The sequence below is a fragment of the Pandoraea oxalativorans genome (assembly GCF_000972785.3).
In the GTDB taxonomy this organism is placed as follows: domain Bacteria; phylum Pseudomonadota; class Gammaproteobacteria; order Burkholderiales; family Burkholderiaceae; genus Pandoraea; species Pandoraea oxalativorans.
In genome coordinates this window covers 3,133,601-3,151,483 of the sequence record NZ_CP011253.3, presented here as the reverse complement: position 1 = coordinate 3,151,483, position 17,883 = coordinate 3,133,601, and the positions used below count along the sequence as shown (strand labels likewise).

Below are 17,883 nucleotides of genomic sequence, written 5' to 3'. Positions count from 1 at the left end.
TGAAATTTCGCAGGTTTCGCCCGTTCGGCCCGTGCAACAGTGATTTCAATGGGGAAATATCATGGATCGCTTGCAAGCGATGCAGGTCTTCACGCGGGTGGTCGAGGCGAACAGCTTCTCGCGTGCCGCCGACAACCTCGGGTTGCCGCGTACCTCGGTGACCACGATCATTCAGAATCTGGAGTCGCATCTGGGCACGCGTTTGCTCCAGCGTACGACTCGCCGACTCAACCTGACGCCGGACGGCGCGGCGTATTACGAGCGCTGCCTGCGCATCCTCGCGGATATCGAAGAGACGGAATCGTCTTTCCGCGAAAGCAGTCAGCGGGTGCGGGGCAAGCTGCGCATCGACATGCCGGGCTCGCTCGGCAAACTCGTGGTGCTGCCGTCGCTGTGCGAGTTTCACGACCGTTATCCGGAAATCGAATTGATGGTCGGCATGGGCGACAAGCCCGTCGATCTGATTCAGGAAGGGGTCGATTGCGTGCTGCGTGTGGGCACGCTTCAGGATTCGAGCCTTGTCGCACGACGCGTGGGTATGTTTCAGAGTCTGACGTGCGCGTCGCCCGCTTACCTTGAGCGCATGGGCATGCCGCATACGCTTGACGATCTTCAGCGTCACACGGCCGTGCACTATTTTTCGAGCCGCACGGGCCGCGTGATCGAAGAGCAGTTCGTCGTGGACGGCAAGGAAGTCGAAGTCCACATGCAGGGCTCGGTCGCGGTGAACGACGCCGAGGCGTATCTGCAACTCGGGTTATCGGGTTTCGGCACTGTGCAACTGGCGCGTTTCATGGCGTTGCCGTATCTGCAATCGGGCCAACTGGTCGAGATCCTGCACCAATGGAAACCGCCCCCGATGCCGATTTCGGCGGTGTACCCGCATAACCGCCATCTGTCGCCAAAGGTGCGCGTATTTGTCGACTTCATCGCCGAAATCTTCGAAAGATGCCCGTTGTTGCAGGGGCTCGACGAGACGGCGGGTCAATGCAAGCCGACCGTCGCGGCGGCCGATGCCGACTCGGCAGCGAACGATCGCTGGGCGGCCTACGGCACGGAAATGTCGCCGCAGGAGGTCGTGATTTGACGCTTCAAGAGGCGGTGCGAGTGCGGCTCGCGACGCCGAACGAGGTGTCGCGGTTGCTCGGCGTCGAGCGTAGTGCTGGCGAGGTGTTCCGGGCGGTGCCGGGCTTGCAGGCACTGGCAGACGGCGAGCCGATTGCCGAGGCACGTCATCGCCAGTGGGTGGCGCAGGGCACTGAGTGGGTGGCGACGGATAGGGAAGGCGTACCCGTTGGCTTTCTCGCCGGTGAGGTGTTCGACGATGTTCTGCACGTATGGGAGATGTCGGTGCATCGCCAGTGGCAAGGTCGGGGAATTGGGCGGGCGCTGATGGATGTGGCCGTAGCGTATGCGCGCGCCGCCGGGCTTCGGGCGCTCACGCTCACGACGTTTCGCGACGTGCCGTGGAACGCTCCGTTTTACGCCCGTTTGGGCTTTGTGCCGGTGCCCGCCGCCGACCTCGACGTCCGCTTGCAGGCAACGCTCGCCGACGAGGTCGCCGCCGGGCTCCCGGCGGAACGTCGCTGTGCAATGCAGCGACGACTCGTCAGTCCGTAACTTGAGTCATTCCGAAATCGGACGATGCGTTTCTCGCTGAATTGATCAGTGAGACTAGTCGAATTGCATTGCGCGCGCGCCTCATGTCTTTCCCCGGGGGGCGGACGATGAGCGATTCTCGGACGCGTGTGAAATGGCCTCAATGAAAAAATTGGGCCCTTTCATTGCAAACAGATGGGGGGCGCCCTATTCGTCCTATTGGCCTCCCCGCTCAAAACAACGATGCCGTTCTCGACGACTAACCGTCTGCCGTCCAACCCCTCTCCAGATCTGCCCACGCCGGTTCTTCCCGGCAACACGCTTCCGCTGACCGCCTCGAATCCGCTGCCGCGCGAAGGGGTGCGATGATCGCCGACGCTATTCAGGCGCTCAGAAGCGCGCTCCACCCATGCCGGAATCGCGAATCGTCGTCGGCGCATCTCACGCAGGCGATGAACACCTTGCAGGATCGCCTGCAAGACTGTTCTCCAGGCTCGGCCGAACTCACCAGAGCGATTGAGCGGGTCGACGCCGCGTTCACCGCGAACGATGGCTGGCCCCTCATCAAGCGCTGCTTTGCGCGTGACGTCGACCGTTCGGCGTTCGTCAAGCGCCTCGTGCGCAATCACGTTTGCACGACGCCGGTTGGCGCCGAACACGTTCGTCGCAAGATGTCGGCGGCGCAACTCGATACCGTCGCCATACAACTTTGTAGCGCGTTAAGACCGCATGTTCGCGAGGAAATCGTCAGTCGCTGGTCGCACGCCGAAGACACCGGGGTGCACTTGATGCAAGGCGGCTTTATCGCAATCGGTATTCCTGGTACGGACTTCCGTCTCTCGCTGATGGACGCCGGGTTTTCGCACCCGGGGTTGAATCTGACACAGGCTGAGGTCACGCAGTTGCTGCTTGCGCGACCCGACGGAACGCCGCCTGGCACCACGTTGCTGGACGCGATGCCGACGCTCGCGCAGGACCATGCGTTGGCCAGCTTGCGCATCATCGGCGCGGCGCTCGGGGCCCATGGCCGCCTGCTGCCCGGACTTGACCCGGAGACGGTGCATAGCGTCGCCTGCGCGGCACACGACGGACTCTCGCAGGTCACCGGTTCGCTGGCCGAAAGAGAGTCGCTGGCACGGTTCTTCCATTGGGTGGGGGATGACCTTCGCGCAGGCCAGTCGAGGCAGGCGATCGCGACGATACGCGCACAAACGTCGCCGTCGGAAGACCCGCGTTCGGACGAGATCGCGCGGGCGCTGCTCGCGTCCGGTGAGGATGTTCGAAGGGCCAATGGCTTGCGCGCCGGCGTCGATCGCCACCGCGCGGCATTTCACTACGACCGGGCGGCGCAACCGCGTCTGGCTGCCGAACAGTATTTGGCTGCGGCGAGGATTTTTGCGGTGGCCGGAGATCGTCCGATGGCCGCGGGAAATTACGCGAGTGCTGCGGAAAAACTATCGGCTTGCGGGACATTTACCCCGATGGTGACGGCGCTTGCCCACGCCATCGAGATATATGGAAGCGACTTCCGAGCCGTGAGCAAGTTGGGTGCGCGCTGCGCGGAGGTCTTCGCCGGGCGTGGATTTCACATCAGTGCCGCCATGGTCCATGAACTTGTCTTTACCCGTCTTGAAGTCCTCGAGCAGGATGCCAGCGTGAATGCTGCGACCCTTGAGTCCCTGCTGGCGGATCATGTGGCGAAGGCGGAAGCGGCGTTCGCCGCAGTTGGCCTGTCTGCGTTCGACGAGAGTATTCCCTCCCTGATCCGCACGGCCATCGACGCGAGGCTGCATCGCTTCACGCCGGAGGGCCTTCAGGGCGATGGTTATCGCATTCTATTCGAAGACCACAGCGACACGATCTCGGCTGAGGCGTTCGACAAACAGGCGCCGACCGAGTGGCTATTGTTGCGCAGAGGGCTATCCACGGCATCCCATCAAGTCTATGAACTGATGACCAGCGCCACGCGGCATGCGCTGATCTCGCGTGGGAGTCCTCACCCCTATCTGCGACAACCATTGACTGCGTCGGATTTCATCGACGGTATCGATGCGCTCGACATGTTGACGGCCGCGACGGCCGGGGCAGGTTCCGATATGCCCGAGGCTACACCCGACTCGGAAGCTAGCGTCACGTCCGAATGGACGAGACTGTGACCTTTTGATATCGCGCCCGTGCGGTCATGCCGCAGCGATGAGAATGCGGGGGTAATCTCGCCAAGCCTGTCAGCACCTGGCACGGAGATTCCGTAGCCAGGCGCTTCCCCGTAATCGCCTAGCGTGCGCCAGCCTCTGTCACGCGCTGCGCGATGTGTGCCAGCGCTTCGTCCACCTGGTCGATGAGGATCAGGCACAGGTCGCCGGGTTGCAGGCGGGCGAGGGCCGTGTCGATGGCGATGAACTCGCCGTTGATCTCGTCGACGTAGCTCGTGCGGCGTGCGTCGACCAGTCCTTCACGCAGCAACCGGATGACTTCGCCGTCTTCCCGACCACGCTGGCACTGGTCCTGATAAAGCAGCACGTCGTCGAACGCGCCCCCCAGGATTTCCGTCTGACGGCGAATGTCTTCGTCGCGACGGTCTCCGGCACCCGAAATCACCACCGAGCGACGGCGCGCCGGCATGGTTTCGATGGCCTGCGTGAGTGCGGCAATGGCGTCCGGGTTATGGCCGTAATCGGCAATCACCGTCGCGCCCTTGTAATCGAACACGTTGAAGCGGCCAGGGGCCGTACCAGCATCGTTCACGAAGGTCGCAAGACCGGCGCGAATCGTGGCTGCGTCGATATGCAACGCCCATGCGGCACCGATGGCGGCCATTGCGTTCTCGACCTGGAAGCCGATGGCGCCGTTGCGCGTGAGCGGAATCGCCGCCAGCGCATAGCGGGTTTCTTCGCTGCCGTGCGCCGTCACGATGTGAGCGCCGTCGACATAGACCACGCGCTTGCCCTTGGCGCGGTGCGTGGCGAGCACCGGATGCGTGGCGTCGGCCGTGAAGTAAGTCACGTCGCCCGGGCAGGCGTCGGCCATGCGCGCGACCATCGGGTCGGCGGCATTGAGCACGGCCATGCCGCGCGGCGCGACGTTGCGCACGATCACGCTCTTGAGCACGGCGAGGTCTTCGACCGTGTTGATGTACGACAAGCCGAGGTGGTCGCCCATGCCGATGTTGGTCACCACGGCGACGTCGCAACGATCGTACGCGAGACCTTCACGCAGCAGTCCGCCACGCGCCGTTTCGAACACGGCAGCATCGACGTCCGGATGCATCAGCACATTGCGCGCGCTGCGCGGGCCGCTGCAATCGCCGGTATCGATACGCTGACCGCTGATATAGATGCCGTCTGTGCCGGTCATGCCGACACGCAGACCTTGTTGCCCGATTAGGTGGGCAATCAGGCGAACCGTGGTGGTCTTGCCGTTCGTGCCCGAGACAGCCACGAGGGGGATGCGACCGTCGTCGCCGTCTTCGAACATGGTCGAGACGATGGCTTCGCCGACCGCACGTCCTTTGCCGTACGACGGCTGAAGGTGCATGCGCAGGCCCGGCGCGGCGTTGACTTCTACAATGCCGCCTGCCTGATCCTCGAACGGCTTGATGACGGTTTCGCACACGGCGTCGACGCCGGCGATGTCCAGACCGACCTGCTGTGCGGCCGCAACGGCGCGCGCGGCGATTTCGGGGTGGACGTCGTCCGTCACGTCGGTGGCGGTGCCGCCCGTCGACAGGTTGGCGTTGTTGCGCAGGACGATGCGCACACCGGCTTCCGGCACGGAGTCCGCATTCAAGCCTTGCTTGGCGAGCGTTGCCAGCGCGATGTCGTCGAATCGAATCTTGGTCAGCGACGTGGCGTGACCTTCGCCGCGGCGCGGGTCGGCGTTCACCGTCTCGACCAGCTCACGCACAGTGTGCACGCCGTCGCCGGTGACTTGCGGCGGATCGCGGCGGGCTGCGGCGACCAGCTTGTTGCCGATGACCAGCAGACGGAAATCATGACCCGGAATGTAGCGCTCGATGATGACGTCGCGACTGATGTCCTGCGCGGCTTCGAACGCCTTCTCGATTTCTTCGCGCGTGCGCAGACGTACCGCCACGCCCTTGCCCTGATTGCCGTCGCGCGGCTTGACCACGACTGGCGCGTCGATTTCCTGTACCAACTTCCACGCGTCTTCGATGTCGCGCACCGTACCGCCCAGCGGCACCGGTACACCGGCCGCGTGCAGCAGCGTCTTGGTGAGATCCTTGTCCTGCGCAATCGACTCGGCCACGGCCGACGTGCGGTCGGTCTCGGCGGCCTGAATGCGGCGTTGCTTGCTGCCCCAGCCGAATTGCACCATCGACCCTTCGGTCAGACGGCGATACGGAATGCCACGCGCGACGGCGGCATAGACGATCGAGCCGGTCGACGGGCCGAGGCGCACGTCTTCATCCAGATCGCGCAAGCGGTAGAGGGCGTCGGCCAGATCGAACGGGCCGTCTTCGAGGGCGGCGTGAATCAGTTGCTGCGCCAGGTCGAAGGCAAGACGTCCCACCGGTTCTTCGCTGTATTGCACCACCACCTGGAACGTGCCCGGCTCGATGGTTTGCGTCGTTTGACTGAAGGTCACCGGGCAACCGGCGGCGGCTTGCAGATGTAGCGCCGTGGTCGCCAGCGCGTCGGCCAGCGAGACCGAGCGCTCTTCAGCGTCGGGCGTGAGCGCGGGCAACTCGGGGAAGCGTGCGCGCAGTCGGGCCTCGAAACCGGCCAGATTGCCGATCGAGTATTCCAGATCGGTGCACGTCACGATCGCCTCGATGGCGGTGTGACGGCTCCAGAGGTTCGGCCCGCGCAATGCGCGGATGCGGGAGACTTCCATAAATTGCAATCCCTGTCTGTCCACTTCGCGTCCCTGTATATCTCAATATGGCAGATGCGTGGCGAGAAAAACGACTGTGGCTAGGTATCTGGTGACTATCTATATAGCGAGGGCGGTGGCAGAGGTGCCTGCCGCGCGCCGCTCGTCATTCAACTTTCTGTGCCGCAGTGCCTCGGTGGCTCAAGCAGCGAGTGCGCGCATCGGCTGACCCATCCACAAATGGACGAGATCGAGCATCGCGGCCGCACCGCCTTCGTCGGCCTGCAACACGAGCAGATCGCCGCTCGTGAGCTGGGCCAGCGCGGCCTCGGCGGCGGCACGGCGTTCGCGGGCGTCCGTCACCTGAACCTTGCGACCGGCGGCGTCGATGCCTGCGCGCAACTGAGCGCGCGACTCGGACGACGCGCGTTTGCGGGCGGTACCCAGATCACTCAGATCGTCGCACAGCACCACGCGCTCGAACGTCTGCGCCAGCAGCTTGCCTTCGGCCTGAAGGTCTTCGTCCATGCGGTCCGCGCCCGGGCCGTAGACCACCGTGCGGCGCTCTGCGGGCAGGGTGGCAAGGGCGGCAGCCAGTGCGGTGAGGGCAGGGGCGTTATGCGCGTCGTCGACGATCACCGTTGCGCCTTGCTTCTCGAACAGCGTGAAGCGGCCCGGGGCATCGACCTGACCGACGTCGAACGTCGTCACGCCGGTGCGCAGGATATCCAGCGCCACGCCCATCGACCACGCGGCGGCCACGGCGGCCAGCACGTTCTCGACCTGGAAGGCAACACGTCCGGCATAGGTCAGCGGCATGTTGGCCGTGGCGCCGATGGCCGCTTCTTCCGTGCCCGTCGCGAGGATCACGTGACCATCGCGCACGAAAACTGCGCGCTTACCTGCGGCGCGGTGCGCCACGATGGCGGGCAGTTGCTCGTCCAGACCGAAGAAGATCACGTCGCCGTCGCACAGCTCGGCCATCTCCACGACCAGCGGGTCGCGGGCATTGAGGACCGCTACGCCGTCGGGCAGCACGACATCGACTTGCGTACGCAGCACGCTGAACATGCGCTCGACGTCTTCGACGAAGTTGTGGCCGAGATGGTCCGGGCGGTCGATGTTCGTGACGATGCCGACCTGACAACGGTCGTAGGCAAGGCCCTCGGACAGAATGGCGGTGCTGTCGTTTTCAAAGACGGCAGCGGTCACGCTGGCGTTCATCAGTACGCGGTTCGCGGCGTCCCAGTTGGCGCGGTCGCCGCCTTGCACCAGACGCTTGTCGAGGAACAGGCCGTCGCTGCACGCGAGACCCGTATGTTCGCCCGCCAGTTGCAGCAGGTGTGTGAGCAGGCGTGCCGTGACCGTCTTGCCGTTCGTGCCGGTAATGCCGACGACCGGAATGCGGCCCGCGTGGCCATCGGGGAACAGATGGTCGACGATGGCGCGGCCGACCGGACGCGGTGCGCCGTCGGCCGGTTTCAGGTGCATGAGCAGGCCGGGACCGGCGTTGACTTCCACGATGGCGCCGCGCTGTTCCGCGAGCGGACGGGAAATGTCTTCGGCGACCAGATCCACGCCAGCGATGTCCAGACCCACGATACGAGCGGCCAGCGAAGCATGGGCGGCCACGCTCGGGTGAACGCGGTCGGTCACGTCGAAGGCGACGTTGCCGTTACGCTGAATCAGGACGTTCTTGCCTTCCGGCGGCACGGCGTCGGCGTCGAAACCCTGACGCTTCAGTTCGAGGCGCGCCGACGAATCGATGCGCACGCGATTGAGCGGCTGGTCTTCGGCGCTGCCGCGACGCGGATCGCTGTTGATCTGTAGCTCGATGAGTTCCGAGACGGTGTGCTCGCCATCGCCGGTCACGGAGGCCATTTCGCCCATCGCCGCGGCGACGACGCGACCGCCCACGACCAGCAGGCGATGCTCGAGACCCGTAACGAAGCGCTCGACGATCACGCCGTTGCCTTCTTCGAGGGCCACGCCGAACGCGGTCGTGACTTCTTCTCGCGTGGTGAGATTGATGAACACGCCACGACCGTGATTGCCGTCGTAGGGCTTGACGACCACGGGCAGGCCGATGTCCTCGGCGGCTTCCCAGGCGTCTTGTGCGCTGTCGACCAGACGGCCTTCCGGCACGGGCACGCCGCACGATTCGAGCAGTTGCTTGGTCAGGTCCTTGTCGCGCGAGATGCTCTCCGCGATGGCGGGGGTGCGGTCGGTCTCGGCCGTCCAGATGCGACGGGCGGCCGCGCCGTAACCCAGTTGCACCAGATTGCCGTCGGACAGACGCAGATGGGGGATGTCGCGGTCGTCGGCGGCGTCGACGATGCAGGCCGTGCTCGGGCCGAGACAGTGTTTGTCGATCAGACCGCGCAATTCTTCGACGGCGGCTTCGACGTCGTAAGGCCGGTCTTCGATGGCGGCCATGACCAGATCGCGGGCCGCAAACAGGGCGGCGCGGGTCACGTCTTCATGCCAGGCGCGCACGATTACCTTGTAGACGCCCGAAATCGGGGTCTCGCGTGCCTTGCCGAAGCCACCGGGCATGCCGGCGAGGTTCTGAAGTTCGAGCGTGACGTGCTCCAGGATGTGGCCGGGCCACGTGCCTTCGCGAAGCCGCTGAAGGAAGCCGCCGCGCTCGCCGATGCTGCAGCGGTGTTCGATGAGCGTCGGCAACCATTCGGACAGCCGTTCGGGGAACCCCGGGATCTTGTTGGATGGGAACTCTTCCAATTCCCCAATATCGACCCATGCCTCGAGCACCGGCCGATATGTCCACATATTCGGTCCGCGCAGCGACAGGACATCGAAAATCTCAATGTCTTTCTTTTTCATCTAAGGCTTTAATTCACGCGTCAGGGCTGGTACACAAAAGCCGGCAAGGCCGATTTCATGCGGCACAGCCGGTCGCGCTCTTTCAGTTAACTGGATGCTTAACGCAAAAATTCCGTAAACGGTTGACACCCGCAACAATATTTCGATGTTGCACCGTGTCATGCTGGAACTCCGTGCCGCAAAAAGCGTCGCTGTGGTTATACTTGCGGCAATTTTGCGGACCTGACAGGGAAAGTCCGCGTCGATTCTTCTCCGTTTGCCTCGATGTCCGCCCCTTGAGGACACGTCTGCCGCATCAATGACCGACACCTCTGCCGCCACGCCGTCCGACGCCTCTGCGGATTCACCCGCGCAAGCCTCTTCTGTGTCTTCCGCGTCCGCCCGGAGCGCCTGCGCCGAACCCTGGTACCCGGATCTCGCCACGCAACTGGCCGACGGGGAGACGGTGCTTGCCTGGATGCCCATCGATCTCGACGCGCAGTTGCACTTCGCCCAGGGTGTGGTGGTGGCGACCGAGCGTCGGGTGATGGCGCGTGAAGCGCGGCGCGACGGCGGGTCGAGTCAGTCGCCATGGCAATCGTGGCCGTACCATGCGGGGCTGTCGCTCACGCATACGGACCACGCGGGCGTTGGCTCGCTGGAACTGTGTGATGCGCGTCAGAAACTGGTGAACTGGCGTTACACCCTCGGCCACAATCCGGCGGCGCTCACGTTGATGGACACGATCGTGCGTCAGCGCGATATCCACGTGGCCGGTCACGCGGCGGCGCATGCGGCGGAAGAGGTGGGCGTTTGCCCGATCTGTCAGGCGGAACTGCCGCCCGGCGTGGACGAGTGTCCGCAATGCAATCCTGAGGTAGAAGCCCCGCCGTCGACATGGGCATTGCTTCGATTGTGGCGTTTCGCGCGGCCGTATCGCTTTCAGTTGTTGGCGGGTTTCCTGCTGACGCTCTGCGCGACGGGCGCGACGTTGATCCCGCCATATCTGACGATGCCGCTCATGGACAACGTGCTGATCCCGTTCCAGAACGGCCAACCCATCGATTACCACCTGGTGGGAATGTATCTGTCTGGTTTGCTGGGGGCGGGTCTGGTCGCGTGGGTCCTTGGCTGGGCGCGCACGTATCTGCTCGCGAAAGTGTCGGAGCGCATCGGCGCGGATCTGCGCACAGCGACTTATTCGCATCTGCTACGGCTGTCGCTGGAGTATTTCGGCGGCAAGCGCACGGGTGACCTGATGGCGCGTATCGGCTCGGAGAGCGATCGCATCTGCGTGTTCCTTTCGCTGCATTTGCTGGACTTCGCGACCGACGTGCTGATGATCGTCATGACGGCGGTCATTCTGGTGTCGATCAATCCGTGGCTGGCTGTGGTCACGCTCTTGCCGCTGCCGTTCATCGCGTGGCTGATTCATCTGGTGCGCGACCGCCTGCGTCACGGCTTCGAGAAGGTCGACCGGATCTGGTCGGAAATCACCAACGTGCTCGCCGACACGATTCCGGGGATTCGCGTGGTCAAGGCGTTTGCGCAGGAAAACCGTGAGGTCGCGCGCTTCAAGGAAGCCAACCGCCACAATTTGATGGTCAACGACCGGGTGAACAAGGTCTGGTCGCTGTTCACGCCGACGGTCACGTTCCTCACCGAAGTGGGGCTGCTGGTCGTCTGGATCTTCGGTATCTGGCAGGTCTCGAAACACGAAATCACGGTCGGTGTGCTGGCCGCGTTCCTCACGTACATCAGCCGTTTCTATACGCGTCTGGACTCGATGAGCCGCATCGTCTCGGTCACGCAAAAGGCCGCCGCCGGCGCGAAGCGCATCTTCGACATTCTGGATCACGTCTCGAACGTGCCGGAACCGGTCAATCCGGTGCATCTGAAGGAAGTGAAGGGCGCTATCGACCTGCGCGACATCGGTTTCCGATACGGCAACCGCGCGGTGATTCGCGGCATGGATCTGCGTATTGCGCCGGGCGAGATGATCGGTCTGGTCGGCCACAGCGGCTCGGGCAAGAGCACGCTGGTGAACCTGATCTGCCGCTTCTACGACGTGGCGGAGGGTTCGATCCAGATCGATGGCGTGGACATTCGCGCGCTGCCCGTGTCGGATTTCCGTCGCAACGTCGGTCTGGTCTTGCAGGAGCCGTTCCTGTTCTTCGGCACGATTGCCGAGAACATCGCGTACGGCAAACCGGAGGCAACGCGCGCCGAGATCGTCGCAGCCGCCCGCGCAGCCCATGCGCACGAGTTCATTCTGCGTCTGCCGCACGGCTACGACTCGCTCGTGGGCGAGCGCGGTCAGGCGTTGTCGGGCGGCGAACGTCAGCGTATGTCCATCGCCCGCGCGCTGCTGATCGATCCGAGAATTCTGATTCTCGACGAGGCGACGTCCTCGGTCGACACGGCCACGGAAAAGGAAATTCAGAAGGCGCTCGACAACCTCGTCAAGGGACGCACGACCATCGCGATTGCTCACCGGTTGTCGACGCTGCGCAAGGCCGACCGACTCGTGGTGCTCGATCGCGGCAAGATCGTCGAGGTGGGCAACCACGACGAACTGATCGCCCGCGAAGGGGCGTACTACAAGCTCTATCAGGCGCAACAGCGCAATGTCGATACGGATATCGACGAGGTCGTCGCCTCGGCCGAAGCGGCCGCCACCGTCGCGGCGGTGACTGCCGCGCCGGCACAGCCGCTGTCCATCAACTAATCGCCGACTGACCGTCAACAGAACCGTTCGCGAAGACTCTTATGCAGATCGATTTCATCCTGTCGCGCAACGCCTTCGGCCGTTTGGTGCTGACCGACGCCGAGGGCGTCGCCCATGAGGGCGTGGTGCCCGTGCGGGCCTTTCCGATTGCCGCGCCGGACGAGGGGCTGGCGCTCGTGAGCACGGAAGGGCGCGAGCTGGTCTGGCTCGACTCGCTCGACGCGCTGCCTGCTGCCATGCGCGTGCTTGTCTCGGAGGAGCTCGCCGCACGCGAGTTCATGCCCGAAGTGCAGCGCATCAGGGGCGTGTCGACGTATGCGACGCCCAGCACGTGGACCGTCGAGACGAACCGTGGCGAAGCGTCGTTCGTGCTGCGCGGCGAAGAGGACATTCGCCGTCTCGGCGGACAGACACTGCTCATCACCGATAACCACGGCATTCACTTCCTGATTCGCGATACGGGCACGCTGGACAAGCCCAGCCGCAAGATTCTCGACCGTTTCCTGTGACGTCTGGTTGCACGATTCAGGTTCTCGCACTTCGCTGCACCTCGGCACACTGTTAAAATCCATGCTTTTGATTTTGCGGTGATGCCGATGTGGTTCAAGAATCTTCAGTTGCACCGAATTCCTGCCGGTTGGTCCATGAGCGTCGCGCAAATGGAAGAGGCGCTCGAGAAGCATGCCTTCCGCGAGGGCGGCAGCCTGGAAATGCAGGTGCAGGGCTGGGCGCCGCCGCGCGATGGCGGCGAGCTCGTGCACAGCATCAATCGTCAGTTCCTGCTGGCCTATCGGGCCGAAAAGAAGCTGCTGCCGACGACCGTCGTCAATCAGGTGACGCGCGCCAAGGCCGCCGAGCTTGAGGAGCAGCAAGGCTTCAAGCCGGGGCGCAAGCAGATGCGTGAACTCAAGGAGCAGGTCACGGACGAGTTGCTGCCGCGCGCGTTCGGCATTCGTCGCGACACGCGCGTGTGGATCGATCCGGTCAATCGCTGGCTGGTCATCGACGCTGCGTCGCCCGCCAAGGCCGACGAAGTGCGCAGCTTGCTGCTCAAGACGCTGGACATCGTCCTCGAGAACGTCGAACTCAACGAAGCGCCGGTGTCCGTGATGACGTCTTGGCTGGCGGGCAATGAAGCGCCGTCCGGTTTCACCGTCGATCAGGATGTGGAACTGCGCTCGAACACCGACGAAAAGGCGGCCGTGCGTTATGTGGCGCACCCGCTCGATGGCGCGGACGTGCGTCAGCACATCGAAGCTGGCAAGCGCTGCACGAAGTTGGCGATGACGTGGAACGACCGCATCTCGTTCGTGCTGACCGACGCGTTCATCATCAAGCGCATTACGCCGCTCGACATCATCAAGGACGCTACCGACCCGACCGCGGAAGGCGAGGCCGAGAAGTTCGATGCCGACGTGGCACTCATGACCGGCGAACTCGCCCGCATGCTCGACGATCTGGTCGAAGCCGTGGGCGGTGAACGTCAGATGGACAAGGCGGCCTGAGAGGGCTGAACCGGCTGTCGGTGAGCCCTGGCGCTCGTCTACGACGCACGCAAGACAAAACGCCGCGAGACCTGAAAGGGTGTCGCGGCGTTTTTGCTGGCAAGTGCGTAATCTTGCGAGCGCGTTTCAGGACTGCGCTTCGGCTTCCAGATCGATCAGATAGACGCCCTGCGACAGACCTTGCTTGATCTGGCGCGTGGCGTCATCGACGCTCACTTCCAACGCACCCGCCTCGATGGCCTCGTAAGCCTGACGCACGACGTCGGACGGCGCGCTCTTTTCGGCGTCGATGCCGCTCGTGAGATCGGTGTCGATGTAGCCTGCGTGCAGGCCGATCACCTGCGTGTTCTGCGCGCTCAGTTCGCGGCGGACGCCGTTCGTCAGCGACCACGCGGCCGATTTGGTAATCGCATATTCAGGAATGTAGCTCGACGTGATCCAGCTTACGATCGACAACACGTTGAGCAACGCGCCGCCGCCGTTGCCGCCGAGGACGGGAGCGAATGCCTGCGTCATGGCGAGCACGCCGAACAGGTTGGTCTCGAGCGTGTCGCGCAGCAGCTCGGCGGCGCCGGGCTTGGTCAAGCCCTGGGTCGGGCGAGCGATCCCGGCGTTGTTGATGAGCAGGGTCACATCGCCTGCGAGTCGCGCGGCGGCGGCCACGTCATCCGGATTATTGACGTCGAGCTTGACGGGAATCACGCCCGGCAGCGTCACCTTCGACGGATCGCGCGAGCCTGCGTAGACCTTCTTCGCGCCAAGCGCCAGCGCCTGTTTGGCAAATTCGAGGCCCAGGCCACGGTTGGCCCCGGTCACGAAAACAACCGCATCTTTGATCTTCATTGCACTACTCCAGCAAGGTAAGTGGGCCACGCCAGTCGGGTGGACGGCGTACGCTTTCGGCTATACTTCATGACAATTGTGGTCGCCATCGTCATTTGCGATGCATTGTGCCCAGTCCGCTGGGCTAATGTCAATGGTGATCGACATTGTCTTTTTCGATGAGTCCGATAGGGGCGATTGCGCTGTCGTCGGACGAGGAGCGGTAAATGGGTATTTCCAGAGAGCAGGCCGCAGAGAATCGCGAAGCTATCGTCAGTGCGGCCGACCGGCTGTTTCGCGAGCGCGGCGTCGATGCGGTCGGGCTAACGGCGTTGATGAAGGAGGCCGGTTTCACACAGGGCGGCTTCTATAACCACTTCAAGTCGAAGGACGCGCTCGTCTGCGCAGTAATGGCGCGCGCGATGGCCGCCAACGAGGCGCGAATGGCGCAAAGCATGGGTGACGCGTCGGCCTCGGCCGCGTCGGACGATCCGGCCGTCCCTCCGAAGGTCGGCGTCGAGGCGTATCTGTCGACCGAGCATCGTGACGATGTGGCGTGCGGGTGCCCGGTGGCGGGGTTCGCAGGCGACGTGCCACGTATTGGTGAGCAGGCGCAGGCGTATTACGCGAAGGGGCTGGCGGCGTCGCTCGAACGGATGACGGCGGCAGGCGTTGCCCGGGGGCTTACGCAGGCGCAGGCAACGCGCAATGCCATGGCGCGTTTCTCGCAGATGGTCGGTTCGTTGATCTTGTCGCGCGCGGTGGTCGGTGCCGACCCTGCGCTATCGGAGGCGCTGCTGGCGGCCGGACGTCAGGCGATTGAAGCGTCCGACGCAGAACGCCCGAACGGCTGAGCGCTCGCCCACGCTGTGAATGCGGGGTAGGGGACGGGATGAGGCCGACGAGGCTGATGACGCTACGCACCTCAGTCCTGCGGCCAGCGCCATGTCGCCCGCAGCCGGTCGCGCAGAAAGTCGACGAACACGCGCGTGCGCGGCGCGATATGACGGCTGTGCGGATACACGGCGTGTAGCGGCGCGGCAAGGATCCTGAGCGAAGGAAGCACGCGCGCCAGGCGTCCCGCCTGAATATCGTCGCCTACATCCCAGATCGATTTCTGCGTGATGCCCGCACCGTGCAGAGCGAGTTCGTGGGCGGTATCGCCGTCGTCCACAACGTATGTGTCCGGCACCTGCACGCGCAATGTTTCGGATTGCGACACAAAACGCCAGTCGCCGTGAGGTGAATTGCCGAACAATATGCAGTCGTGCTGCCGCAGATCGCCGACGTCCCTGGGCGTGCCGCGCTGTTGCAGATACGCAGGCGAGGCGACGAGCACGCGGTAGTTCGGTGCCAGTTCCTGTGCGACCAGGCTCGAATCGGGCAGGGTGCCGACGCGAATCGCCACGTCGATGCCGTGCGCGACCAGATCGACCCACTGATCGCTCAGCGAGAGATGCACTTTCACGTCCGGATGCCATTCGCGAAACGCAACGAGGAGCGGCGTCAGATGACGACGGCCGAACGCGCGCGGTGCGCTGATGCGCAGCACGCCGCCGACGGTGCCCGCTTGCCGCGTCATCAGCCGTTCGGCCTCGGCAATCTCCGCCAGAATCCGCTGGCAGCACCCGTGAAATACCTGACCCTCTTCGGTGAGCGCCTGTTTGCGCGTGGTGCGGTTAAGCAGCCGCACGCCGAGGCGTTGCTCCAGTAGGCCGAGTCGTTTGCTCACGACGGCGAGTGACAAGCCCAGCTCGCGCGCGGCTGCCGACATGCTGCCGGTAACGACAACGCGGTCAAAAAGCGTGAGATCGAGTGTCTGGTCAATCATCGCGGCGCGATTATCAATGATTTGAAGAGAGTAATTCAGTTATGCGGGGGATTATCGTCTTGCGCGGCGAGGATCACAATAGCCTCATGACGTTGCCTCCGAGTTGCGACGTCGCGGTTGTCTCCCTCTCCGATTTCATCGATCTCATTCTGGAGTTACACCATGTTCAATTTCGAAGGTCAGCGCGTGCTGGTGATTGGCGGCAGTTCCGGCATTGGCCGTGCCGCCGCGCAGGCGTTTGCCAAGGCGGGGGCGGCCGTCACGATCGCCTCGCGCAGTCGGACGAAGCTCGACGAAGCGCTGGCGACGATCGGCAGCACGGCGCGCGCCGCCGTGCTCGATACCGGCGACGTGGCCGCCGTCCAGAGATTCTTCGCCGACCATGCGCCGTGGCAACACGTCGTGATTTCTGCGGCGCAAACGCCGACCGGTCAGGTGCGCAAACTCTCGCTCGACGACGCGCACGCGGCGTTCGACAGCAAGTTCTGGGGGACCTATCACGTGGCGAAGTTCGCGCGCATCGAGGACGGTGGGTCGCTTACGCTGACGTCGGGGTACCTCAGCGTGCGACCGAACACGTCGTCGGTGGTGCAGGGCGCCATCAACGCGGCGGTGGAGGCGTTGGGTCGGGGGCTGGCGTTGGAGTTGTCGCCGGTTCGCGTCAACACGGTGTCGCCGGGGCTGACGGCCACGCCACTGTGGAACAAGCTTGCCGAAGCGGACCGTGAGGCGATGTATCGCAACGCAGCAGAGCGTCTGCCGGCACGTCGGGTCGTCGCGGCGGAAGATGTGGCAAATACCATTCTGTATCTCGCCGGGACGCCGAGCGCGACAGGCGCCACGGTGCTGATCGACGCGGGCGGCGCTATCGCCTGAGGCCTCCTGATCGAGCCTGTGTTGCTTGGGAAAATGCTGCATCGCGGTATCTCCCCGGCCCCGAAACTTGCGTCCATTTTGATGTCACGCAAACGCGGTATACCCGAATCACTTTCGGGTACCTATTTCGATAGGGATTGCCTAGAATGAAGTCGTGCCATCCCGTGACATCGAAGAATGGAGGCCACTATGCTGACAGGGAGCTTGATTGGGACGTTGGTGATTGCGCTGGTCGTGGGCGCGGCAGTGGCCTGGCTGGCAAATCGTAATTGGTGCCGGGAGCATCCGGCGGCGCGCCATACGTGGCGACGTCACCGTCGTGACGTCCGGCACGGTTGAGTCGTGTCGAGAGGTTCGGGCGAATGCCCGGACAAATGAAAAGCCCGCCTTCCGGCGGGCTTTTTTGCGACTACCGACACCTTTACAGCTGGCTGGGCGCTCAGGCAACGGCCTGAAGGACGTACCGGCCCTGAACAGTCAGGCGGGGCGACTTCGCTCCCGTCTCCAACTCTTCCCACTCGATCAGTTTGCTCTCAAGCAACGATTCGAGGTCAGGGCGATCCAGCTCCACTTGCTCCGGAGCATCCTTCACCAGCATCAGGGTGGCAAATTCATGATGACTCAGCATCTTCGTCTCCCGGTTTGCGGTTCCACAGGGTGGGTCCCTCGTCAGGGACTCTAAGGATAGGTCACGAAAAAGACGCTTGCGTGACAAAATTCGTACTTTCGATGCTGCTTTGCAGCACTTCTTGCGTTGGGCCGTCCCACCCAGAGAATAGGCTTTGCTGATGACATTGGCATGTCAATCGTCTAGCATTTCGCAACGCCATCGACGTATTCAAAATGCATCGTGATGCTGCATTGCA

General features: G+C 63.6%; 14 protein-coding genes. 8 read left to right on the top strand and 6 right to left on the bottom strand.

The genetic code is table 11. The annotated features are described in order from the left end of the window. Positions 1 to 61 precede the first annotated feature (61 nt). Positions 62 to 1,087: a LysR family transcriptional regulator gene (locus MB84_RS13940; protein ID WP_046292215.1), complete on the top strand. Its 1,026-nt coding sequence runs from the start codon at positions 62 to 64 to the stop codon at positions 1,085 to 1,087. Continuing rightward, positions 1,084 to 1,620, top strand: coding sequence for a GNAT family N-acetyltransferase (locus MB84_RS13935; protein WP_052653356.1), 537 nt, complete (start codon positions 1,084 to 1,086; stop codon positions 1,618 to 1,620). Before MB84_RS13940 ends, MB84_RS13935 begins: the two co-directional genes overlap by 4 nt. Before the next feature lie 161 nt (positions 1,621 to 1,781). Here MB84_RS13935 and MB84_RS29910 read toward each other — a convergent pair whose 3' ends face one another. Further along, the gene (locus MB84_RS29910; RefSeq protein ID WP_157122727.1) at positions 1,782 to 2,306 is read right to left on the bottom strand and encodes a hypothetical protein; all 525 of its coding nucleotides are present in this window, start codon (positions 2,304 to 2,306) and stop codon (positions 1,782 to 1,784) included. Positions 2,307 to 2,543: 237 nt separating this feature from the next. Between MB84_RS29910 and MB84_RS13930 the strand changes: the two genes are divergently transcribed. Next, entirely contained in the window at positions 2,544 to 3,755 is a 1,212-nt protein-coding gene (locus MB84_RS13930) for a hypothetical protein (protein WP_157122726.1), read from the top strand. A gap of 118 nt (positions 3,756 to 3,873) precedes the next feature. On the opposite strand, the gene cphA (MB84_RS13925) is transcribed toward MB84_RS13930, so the two are convergent. Together cphA (MB84_RS13925) and cphA (MB84_RS13920) are read right to left on the bottom strand one after the other, a co-directional pair. Beyond that, positions 3,874 to 6,453, bottom strand: a complete 2,580-nt coding sequence (gene cphA, locus MB84_RS13925; protein ID WP_046292213.1) for a cyanophycin synthetase — start codon at positions 6,451 to 6,453, stop codon at positions 3,874 to 3,876. Between the two features lie 180 nt (positions 6,454 to 6,633). After that, entirely contained in the window at positions 6,634 to 9,276 is a 2,643-nt protein-coding gene (gene cphA / locus MB84_RS13920; protein WP_046292212.1) for a cyanophycin synthetase, read from the bottom strand. A 298-nt stretch (positions 9,277 to 9,574) separates the two neighbouring features. On the opposite strand from cphA (MB84_RS13920), the gene MB84_RS13915 reads away from it, so the two are divergent. The 3 genes from MB84_RS13915 to MB84_RS13905 all read left to right on the top strand — a co-directional run bounded on the left by MB84_RS13915 (position 9,575) and on the right by MB84_RS13905 (position 13,488). After that, a complete protein-coding gene (locus MB84_RS13915; RefSeq protein WP_052653353.1) occupies positions 9,575 to 11,983 on the top strand; it encodes a cyanophycin metabolism-associated ABC transporter in 2,409 nt (802 codons plus the stop codon). A 41-nt stretch (positions 11,984 to 12,024) separates the two neighbouring features. After that, complete coding sequence (locus tag MB84_RS13910; RefSeq protein ID WP_046292211.1) at positions 12,025 to 12,492, top strand: cyanophycin metabolism-associated DUF1854 family protein; 468 nt, start codon at positions 12,025 to 12,027, stop codon at positions 12,490 to 12,492. A gap of 87 nt (positions 12,493 to 12,579) precedes the next feature. Then, a complete protein-coding gene (locus MB84_RS13905) occupies positions 12,580 to 13,488 on the top strand; it encodes a recombination-associated protein RdgC (protein WP_046293802.1) in 909 nt (302 codons plus the stop codon). Between the two features lie 126 nt (positions 13,489 to 13,614). Here the strand turns inward: MB84_RS13905 and MB84_RS13900 are convergent, their stop codons facing one another. Next, entirely contained in the window at positions 13,615 to 14,331 is a 717-nt protein-coding gene (locus tag MB84_RS13900) for an SDR family oxidoreductase (protein WP_046292210.1), read from the bottom strand. A 206-nt stretch (positions 14,332 to 14,537) separates the two neighbouring features. Between MB84_RS13900 and MB84_RS13895 the strand changes: the two genes are divergently transcribed. Continuing rightward, a complete protein-coding gene (locus MB84_RS13895) occupies positions 14,538 to 15,164 on the top strand; it encodes a TetR/AcrR family transcriptional regulator (RefSeq protein ID WP_046292209.1) in 627 nt (208 codons plus the stop codon). A gap of 71 nt (positions 15,165 to 15,235) precedes the next feature. Here MB84_RS13895 and MB84_RS13890 read toward each other — a convergent pair whose 3' ends face one another. Beyond that, positions 15,236 to 16,141 (bottom strand): LysR family transcriptional regulator, encoded by a 906-nt coding sequence (locus MB84_RS13890; protein WP_046292208.1) that lies wholly within the window; start codon positions 16,139 to 16,141, stop codon positions 15,236 to 15,238. Between the two features lie 162 nt (positions 16,142 to 16,303). Here MB84_RS13890 and MB84_RS13885 point away from each other — a divergent pair, with 162 nt between their 5' ends. Further along, complete coding sequence (locus MB84_RS13885) at positions 16,304 to 17,017, top strand: SDR family oxidoreductase (protein WP_046292207.1); 714 nt, start codon at positions 16,304 to 16,306, stop codon at positions 17,015 to 17,017. A 439-nt stretch (positions 17,018 to 17,456) separates the two neighbouring features. Here the strand turns inward: MB84_RS13885 and MB84_RS13880 are convergent, their stop codons facing one another. Then, positions 17,457 to 17,645: a hypothetical protein gene (locus tag MB84_RS13880; RefSeq protein WP_046292206.1), complete on the bottom strand. Its 189-nt coding sequence runs from the start codon at positions 17,643 to 17,645 to the stop codon at positions 17,457 to 17,459. Positions 17,646 to 17,883 lie beyond the last annotated feature (238 nt).

Excerpts from the sequence above, each read along its gene's own strand:
- cphA (WP_046292212.1), bottom strand. The coding sequence starts at position 9,276 with ATGAAAAAGAAAGACATTGAGATTTTCGATGTCCTGTCGCTGCGCGGA.
- cphA (WP_046292213.1), bottom strand. The coding sequence starts at position 6,453 with ATGGAAGTCTCCCGCATCCGCGCATTGCGCGGGCCGAACCTCTGGAGC.
- MB84_RS13885 (WP_046292207.1), top strand. The coding sequence starts at position 16,304 with ATGTTCAATTTCGAAGGTCAGCGCGTGCTGGTGATTGGCGGCAGTTCC.
- MB84_RS13940 (WP_046292215.1), top strand. The coding sequence starts at position 62 with ATGGATCGCTTGCAAGCGATGCAGGTCTTCACGCGGGTGGTCGAGGCG.
- MB84_RS13895 (WP_046292209.1), top strand. The coding sequence starts at position 14,538 with ATGGGTATTTCCAGAGAGCAGGCCGCAGAGAATCGCGAAGCTATCGTC.
- MB84_RS13910 (WP_046292211.1), top strand. The coding sequence starts at position 12,025 with ATGCAGATCGATTTCATCCTGTCGCGCAACGCCTTCGGCCGTTTGGTG.
- MB84_RS13905 (WP_046293802.1), top strand. The coding sequence starts at position 12,580 with ATGTGGTTCAAGAATCTTCAGTTGCACCGAATTCCTGCCGGTTGGTCC.
- MB84_RS13880 (WP_046292206.1), bottom strand. The coding sequence starts at position 17,645 with ATGCTGAGTCATCATGAATTTGCCACCCTGATGCTGGTGAAGGATGCT.
- MB84_RS13890 (WP_046292208.1), bottom strand. The coding sequence starts at position 16,141 with ATGATTGACCAGACACTCGATCTCACGCTTTTTGACCGCGTTGTCGTT.
- MB84_RS13900 (WP_046292210.1), bottom strand. The coding sequence starts at position 14,331 with ATGAAGATCAAAGATGCGGTTGTTTTCGTGACCGGGGCCAACCGTGGC.
- MB84_RS13915 (WP_052653353.1), top strand. The coding sequence starts at position 9,575 with ATGACCGACACCTCTGCCGCCACGCCGTCCGACGCCTCTGCGGATTCA.